This window comes from Curtobacterium sp. MCLR17_044, from assembly GCF_003234435.1.
Lineage (GTDB): Bacteria > Actinomycetota > Actinomycetes > Actinomycetales > Microbacteriaceae > Curtobacterium > Curtobacterium flaccumfaciens.
The window spans coordinates 35,614-42,949 of sequence record NZ_QKTC01000027.1 but is presented as its reverse complement, the minus strand read 5'-3'; the positions used below and the strand labels follow the sequence as shown (position 1 = coordinate 42,949).

Sequence of the window (7,336 nt, the reverse complement as noted above, 5' to 3'; positions counted from 1 at the left end):
GGCCTGGGCGGAGGAGATCCCGAACGCGGCACCGCCGAGGACGAGGGCGCCGGTCGTGGCGAGGGTGATGGAGGTCTTGAGGCTCTTACGCATCGTGATCAGTCCTTTGCTGTTGTCGCGCTCGGCGCGGCTGCTGTGTGCGCGCCGAACACACCCTTGGTGGGGTGGAGAACCAGCGATGTGCGGCTGGTGAGCGCTCCGGGTGTTTCCCGGTCGTTGCAGGTGATTCGGCGTCGTCCGCCAGTCGGATTGGAACGATTTCTCCGGGCCTGCCACCCCTAGGCTCGGGTCATGCGGGGAACGACGATCCGACCGACCACGGAGGACGACTGGGAGTCCGTTCGGGCACTGCGGCTGGAGATGCTCCGGGACACCCCGAAGGCGTACGGGGAGCGGCTCGCCGACGCGGAGCGGCTGCAGGAGCGTGACTGGCGTCGACGCGGCCGCCGTGAGCACGACGTCGGCGGGACGACCCTCGCCGCGATCGGTGCCGACGGCCGGTGGCTCGGGACGATGGGGGTGTTCGTGCCCGGCCCCCGGGTCGGGCCGCTCCTGGTCGGCGTCTACGTCGCTCCGTCGCACCGGGGCCGTTCCGCCGGTGTCGCCGATGCGTTGCTCGACGAGATCGAGGTGTGGGCGGCGGCGCACGGATCGGCCCTTCGGCTGCACGTGCACGAGGGGAACACCCGCGCGCAGGCCTTCTACGCCCGACGTGGCTACGAGCCGACAGGTGCGACCGAGGCGTACGTCCTCGATCCGAGCGAACTCGAGGTCGAGATGATCCGGCAGCTGCGGGGATCGCTGTGAGCGGCGGGACGGCCGAAGCTGCCGGGGCTGCCGGGCCCGTCGTGCGGTGGCTGCTGTCCGACGTGGGCGGCGTCCTCGAGCTCGTCGACGACGCCGCCTGGCCCGGACGCTTCCGGGCGCGGTGGGCCGAGCGTCTCGGGATGACGACGGACGACTTCTCCGCACGCCTCGTCGCAGCGGACCTGCCCGACGCCTCCCGTCAGACCGGCGTCGTCCACCGGTACTGGGGTGCGATCGGGACAGCGCTCGACCTCGGGGCCGACCAGCTCGCCGTCATGCGGGCCGACTTCTGGGATGCGTACTGCGGAACGCTGAACCAGCCGTTGTACGACTTCCTCGCCGGACTTCGCGGCACCATCGGCCTCGCGATCCTGTCGAACTCGGGCGATGGTGCTCGAGAGGAAGAGGAGCGGCGCTTCCGGTTCTCGGCGGTGTTCGATCCGATCTGCTACTCCCACGAGATCGGCGTGAACAAGCCCGACGCCGAGGCGTTCCGCATCACGCTCGAGCGCTTGGGGGCGGACCCGGACGAGGTGTTCTTCGTGGACGACGTGCCCGAGAACATCGAGGCCGCACGTGCGCTCGGCATCGGGGCGCACCTGCACGTCGACACCGACGAGACGATCCGGGTGCTCGATGCGGTCGTGCGGAGCAGCCGACAGTGACCGTCGGCATCGTGTTCTTCGACGTCGACGGAACCCTCGTCAGCCCCGGTTCCAGCAGCAGCTTCCTTGCCGCCCGGCTCGGGCACCAGGACATGCTCGACGACGCAGAAGCCCGCTACGCCGACGGCGATCTCACCAACCAGCAGGTCAGTGAGGTCGACGCACTCGCGTGGCGTGGCACGTCCGTCGCGACGGTCGACCGGTGGCTCGACGACCTGCCGGTGTTGCCCGGAACCGAGACCGTCGTCGCGTGGTGCCGTGCCCACGACGTCGAACCCGTGCTCGCGTCGCTCGCGTGGCAACCCGTGACCCGTTCCCTCGCGCGGCGGTTCGGGTTCGTCCCGAACGGCGGGCCCCGAGTCGGCGAGCACGGCGGCGTCCACGACGGCACCGTCGCCGAGCACTTCGACGAGTTCGACAAGCGGGACCGGGCGCTCGCGCTCGCTCGCGACCTCGGTGTGTCGATCGAACACTGCTGCGCCATCGGCGACAGCCGCTCGGACATCCCGCTCTTCCAGGCGCTCCCCAGTGCGTTGGCGCTCAACGCGGGTCCGGCGGCACGTGCGGCCGCGAGTGACGCGATCGACGCGGACGACCTCTCGCGCATCATTCCCTGGCTCGACCGCTGGCTCCGGGAACTCGCCTGATCGATCGGCTCTGAGACGGATGCGGCATGATCGGTCCGTGCCTGATGTGAACCCGACCGCCGCGTACCGTGCCGCCCGCGACCAGCTCCTCGCCGCGGACTCTCCCGAGGCGGCACGCGCCGGGTTCCGCTGGCCGGACGTCGGCGACACGTTCAACTGGGCGACCGACTGGTTCGACGTCATCGCGACCGACAACAGCCGCACCGCGCTCTGGATCGTCGAGGAGGACGGCCGTGAGCAGCGGTTCAGCTACGCCGAGATGGCCGCACGGTCCGATCGGCTCGCCGCGCGCCTGCACGTCTTCGGCGTGCAGCAGGGCGACCACGTCCTCGTCATGCTCGGCAACCAGCTCGAGCTCTGGGAGACCATGCTCGCCGTGATCAAGCTCGGTGCGGTCATCCTGCCGACGTCGACCATGCTCGACACGGCCGACCTGCAGGACCGCGTCGACCGGGGCGCAGTGGCGCACGTCGTCACGAACCGGAGCGAGACGCACAAGTACGACGACGTCCGCGGGTCCTTCACACGCATCGTCGTCGGCGGTCACGCTGACGGGTGGACGGAGTACCCGAGCGACCTGGGTGAGCCCGCTCCCACTGATGAGGTCCGCCCCCACGTCGTCACCCGCACGACCGACCCGTGCCTGGTCTACTTCACGTCCGGCACGACGTCGAAGCCGAAGATGGTCGTGCACACCCAGACGTCGTACCCGGTCGGTCACCTCAGCACGATGTACTGGCTCGGCGTCCGGCCCGGTGACGTGCACCTGACGATCAGCTCGCCCGGGTGGGGCAAGCACGCCTGGAGCTGCTTCTTCGCGCCGTGGATCGCGGAGGCCACCGTGTTCATCCACAACACTGCGCGCTTCGACCCCGCCGCACTCCTCGCGCAGCTCGAGCAGGCCGAGGTCAACACGTTCTGCGCGCCGCCGACCGCGTGGCGGATGATGCTGCAGTCCGACCTCGGCGTGAAGCCGCGCGCGCTCCGTGAGCTCATCTCGGCCGGCGAGCCGCTCAACCCCGAGGTCATCGGCCGGGTCGAGGCAGCGTGGGGGCTCACCATCCGCGACGGCTACGGGCAGACCGAGACCACGGCGATCATCGGCAATGCTCCGGGCGCCGCCGTGACGCCCGGCGCGATGGGCAAGCCGCTCCCCGGCGTGACCGTGACGCTGCTCGACCCCGTCACCGGCGAACCGGGCGACGAGGGCGAGGTCTGCCTCGACCTCACCGAGCGGCCCGTCAACCTGATGGCCGAGTACCTCGGCGACCCCGACCGCACGGCATCGTCGATGCGCGACGGCTTCTTCCACACCGGCGACATCGCCGTCCGCGACGCCGACGGCGAGCTGACCTTCATCGGCCGCACCGACGACGTCTTCAAGTCCTCGGACTACAAGGTGTCGCCGTTCGAGGTGGAGAGCGCCCTGCTGCAGCACCCGGCCGTGGCCGAGAGCGCGGTCGTCCCGGCACCCGACGATGCCCGTCTCAACGTCGTCAAGGCGTACGTCGCGTTGGCCACCGGATGGGAGGCGTCGGCCGACACCGCCAGGCAGGTCCTGGAGTACGCACGCACGGCTCTCCCCGCGTATGCGCGCGTCCGCCGCGTCGAGTTCGCGGAGCTCCCGAAGACCATCTCGGGCAAGATCCGCCGCGTGGAGCTGCGGGAGCGCGAGGAGCAGTCGGTGACCAACGGCACGCGCGCCGAGGCGGAGTGGCGCGACGACGAGTTCCCCGGCCTCCGCGCACCCCGCCCGCAGGCGAGCTGACCTGCACGTGCGCCGAGGGCTCGACACGTGGAACTGATCAAGGACGTCACGCGCGGCGACTGGTTGCTGGCCCGAGCCGGCGCGTTCGCCACGTTCGGCGGCGTCGCGGGCACCGGGTTCGAGGCGTACGCCCGGATCCTGCACCCGCTCCGAGCGGATCGCGAGGACCGTACGAGCGTGGACGAGTACGACGATCACCCGGTCCTCGAATCGGCCGAGTGGCGCTGGGCCGACGTCGCCGAGCGCACCCGTCGGACGATCGACCCGCTCGTGTCGTGGCAGACGCTCAGCGGTCGGGACGACGAGTCGGACCTGCCCTTCGAGGACGGCTGGGTCGTCCATCCACCCGAAACGGGCTGGTACGAGCCGAAGCAACTCGCCGCGCTCACCGGGCTCCTCGCCGACGCGACGTCGACGCCGGACGACCTGGTCGGGGCGATCTGGGACGGATGGGGCGACCTGAACGGGACGTCGACGTTGGGCTTCGGGTGGCAGGGGAGCGGCGAGCCGACGGCGGCCGAGCGCGCGGAGATGCAGGCGCACATGGCCCGGGCTCAGGCGCAGCACGGGCGGGAGCAGGCTGCGCTCCGGGAGTCGCTCGCGGGTCCGCGCTTCCTGTGGCCGGCCCGCGAGTGCTTCCTGCTCTCCATGTCCCTGCCGCAGCTCAGCGACCCGTCCTGGACGGACGACGCCCGCGTGGGCACGTACGTCGATGTCCGGCACACCCCGCAGATGCTCTGGCCCGAGGGGCACGAGTGGGTGCTCGCCTCCGAGATCGACTGGGACTCGACGATCGTCGCAGGCTCACGGTCACTCGTCGACGCGATCCTCGCCGACGCCAGGTTCGAGGCGTACGAGGTCGACGCGGACGCTTCCCCCTCCTCGTGAGGGCCCGAACAGGAGCGACGCAACCCGGCCGAGCCGGTATCGTCGAGCAATGATCAGGTCCATCCGTCGCGGCGAACGGCCCACCGTGTCCGACGCCGGTCCCCAGCGGCAGCTCACCGACCGTGCGACGCCGGAACTGTGGGGAGCACTCGTGGGGAGTGCGGTCGCCCTGCCCGGCGTCGAAGAGGGGCACAGCCAGGTGTCGCCGGCGTCGTCACGCGCGTTGTTCCTGCGCGGTCAGCGCGCCCACGTCGTCCCGTGGACCTCACTGGCGCCGGACGGACGACTCGAACCCGTGCACCTGCACGGCGTCGAGGACACCTCGGTCCACCTCTGTCTCCCGGTGGCACGGGGAGCCGAACTGACCGAACTCGGGTGGGCGATCCCGCACCAGTACGAGGACCACGGGACCGAGTTCATGGTCTACGGCCCGCGCGACGCCGAGGAACTCGCGGTCGTGCTGTCGATCATCGAGGAGAGCCTCGCGTTCGCTCGCGACCCTGGGGATGAGCGTCCGGCCCACCAGCCCGTCTGAGCACGGCGCGCCGGCCTTTCGCGTCCAGCGACACCTCACGGGCCGCCGCACGCGTGAACTGTCGCCCAGCGCGAAAACCCGCGCGACGCCGATGCCGCCCCGCGCCCGCGCCCGCACCCGCACCCGCGCGATCCCGCCCGCGCCATGCCCCGCGTCACCCTGTGGGAGCACACATCTCCCCCCAACGGCGGACGCGGCGCCGACGGCCCCTCCCGTAGCGTCGAGGCCGTGATCGAAGTCAGCCATCTCACCAAACAGTACGGTCCGAAGACCGCCGTGGACGACGTCTCCTTCGTCGTGCGTCCCGGCAGTGTGACCGGCTTCCTCGGGCCCAACGGCGCCGGGAAGTCCACCACGATGCGCATGATCATGGGGCTCGACCGGCCCACGTCGGGCACAGCCACCGTGAACGGCCAGCCCTACACGAGCTTCCGCGACCCGCTCCGGCAGGTCGGCGCCCTGCTCGAGGCGAAGGCCGTGCACTCGGGCCGTAGCGCCTACAACCACCTGCTCTCGCTCGCGGCGACCCACGGCATCCCGAAATCCCGCGTGCACGAGGTCATCGACATGACCGGCCTCGACTCCGTCGCGAAGAAGCGCGTCGGCGGGTTCTCGCTCGGCATGGGGCAGCGTCTGGGAATCGCTGCCGCACTGCTCGGCGACCCGAAGACCCTGATCCTCGACGAGCCCGTCAACGGCCTCGACCCCGACGGTGTCGTGTGGGTGCGTCAGCTCGCTCGCCGCATGGCCGCCGACGGCCGCACGGTGTTCCTCTCCAGCCACCTGATGAGCGAGATGGCGCAGACCGCCGACCGCGTGGTCGTGCTCGGCCGAGGCAAGGTCCTGGCCGACGCCCCGATCGCCGAGTTCGTCGCCGGTGGTGGCGCCGCTGCAGGCACCGATGCCGCCGTCAGCCGTGTCATCGTCCGCACGCCGGACCCGAACGGCCTGTTCACCGCCATCGGCCCGAACGCCGCGGTCACCCAGCGCGAGGACGGCTCGTTCCTCGTCGTCGGGCCCGACGCACCGACGGTCGGCAACATCGCCGCACAGGCAGGCGTCCCCCTGCACGAACTCACCCCGACCGGCGCGAGCCTGGAGGAGGCCTACATGGCCCTCACCCGCGACGACGTCGAGTACCGATCGGAGGGCACCCGATGAGCGCCACCACCTCGCCCACCACGCCGTCGACCCGGATGTCCGGCTCGACCCGCCTGTCGTTCCCGCACCTGGTGCGGAGCGAGTGGATCAAGCTGCGCAGCATCCGGTCCACGTTCTGGTGCTACGCGATCCTGGTCGTCCTCACGATCGGCATGGCCGCGCTGATCGGGGCGAACACGAACAGCGGCGGCCAGGAGCTGCCGCCGGACGTGGCCAACGGCACCTTCGTGAACGCCAACGCCGTGGGTGTCCTGCTCTCGTCGCTCGTCGTCGGCGTGCTCGGCGTCCTCATCATCACCGGTGAGTACGGCACGGGCCAGGTCCGCTCGACCTTCACCGCAGACCCGCGGCGCACCGGCGTGATCCTGGCGAAGGCCACCGTCCTCGCCATCGCGACCTTCGTCGTCAGCGCCGTCGCCACCTGGATCGGCGTCCTCATCTCGCTCCCGCTGCTGGCCGGCAACGGTGTCGAGCCAGAGCTCGGTGACCCGTCGGTGTTCCTGCCGATCCTCGGTTCGTCGGTCTTCCTGACCCTGCTGGCGCTCCTCGCGTACGGCATCGGTCTGCTCGTCCGGTCGAGCGCCGGCGGCATCGCGATCACGCTCGGCCTCCTGCTGGTCGTTCCGGGGGTGCTCGCACTCATGAGCGGACTGATGAAGGTCGACTGGCCGATGGACATCGCGGCGTTCCTGCCCGACTCGGCCGGCGGCCAGCTCTACGCCTACTCGTACGACGGCGCGAGCGCCGCCGACAACAGCGGAGTCGTGCTGAACGGCTGGGGCGGCTTCGGCGTCCTCGCGGCCGAGGTGCTCGTCATCGGTGGCCTCGCCCTGACGCTCGCGCGCCGTCGCGACGTCTGACGCGA

At 70.9% G+C, this 7,336-nt stretch carries 8 protein-coding genes; all 8 read left to right on the top strand.

Annotated features, from left to right (window positions below; translation table 11 throughout):
* Positions 1-291: 291 nt before the first annotated feature.
* Positions 292-807 (top strand): N-acetyltransferase, encoded by a 516-nt coding sequence (locus DEJ04_RS16435; protein ID WP_111031085.1) that lies wholly within the window; start codon positions 292-294, stop codon positions 805-807.
* On the top strand, positions 804-1,472 hold the full coding sequence (locus DEJ04_RS16430) for an HAD-IA family hydrolase (protein WP_111047779.1): 669 nt from the start codon (positions 804-806) through the stop codon (positions 1,470-1,472). The genes DEJ04_RS16435 and DEJ04_RS16430 overlap by 4 nt, the downstream gene beginning before the upstream one ends.
* Entirely contained in the window at positions 1,469-2,119 is a 651-nt protein-coding gene (locus tag DEJ04_RS16425) for an HAD family phosphatase (protein ID WP_111047778.1), read from the top strand. Before DEJ04_RS16430 ends, DEJ04_RS16425 begins: the two co-directional genes overlap by 4 nt.
* Before the next feature lie 19 nt (positions 2,120-2,138).
* Complete coding sequence (locus DEJ04_RS16420) at positions 2,139-3,887, top strand: AMP-binding protein (protein ID WP_181437863.1); 1,749 nt, start codon at positions 2,139-2,141, stop codon at positions 3,885-3,887.
* Positions 3,888-3,914: 27 nt separating this feature from the next.
* Positions 3,915-4,775: a hypothetical protein gene (locus tag DEJ04_RS16415; protein WP_111047776.1), complete on the top strand. Its 861-nt coding sequence runs from the start codon at positions 3,915-3,917 to the stop codon at positions 4,773-4,775.
* A 49-nt stretch (positions 4,776-4,824) separates the two neighbouring features.
* Positions 4,825-5,310: a luciferase family protein gene (locus DEJ04_RS16410; protein WP_220035580.1), complete on the top strand. Its 486-nt coding sequence runs from the start codon at positions 4,825-4,827 to the stop codon at positions 5,308-5,310.
* Positions 5,311-5,538: 228 nt separating this feature from the next.
* Positions 5,539-6,471: an ABC transporter ATP-binding protein gene (locus tag DEJ04_RS16405; RefSeq protein WP_111033997.1), complete on the top strand. Its 933-nt coding sequence runs from the start codon at positions 5,539-5,541 to the stop codon at positions 6,469-6,471.
* Positions 6,468-7,331 (top strand): ABC transporter permease, encoded by an 864-nt coding sequence (locus DEJ04_RS16400; protein ID WP_111047775.1) that lies wholly within the window; start codon positions 6,468-6,470, stop codon positions 7,329-7,331. Before DEJ04_RS16405 ends, DEJ04_RS16400 begins: the two co-directional genes overlap by 4 nt.
* Positions 7,332-7,336 lie beyond the last annotated feature (5 nt).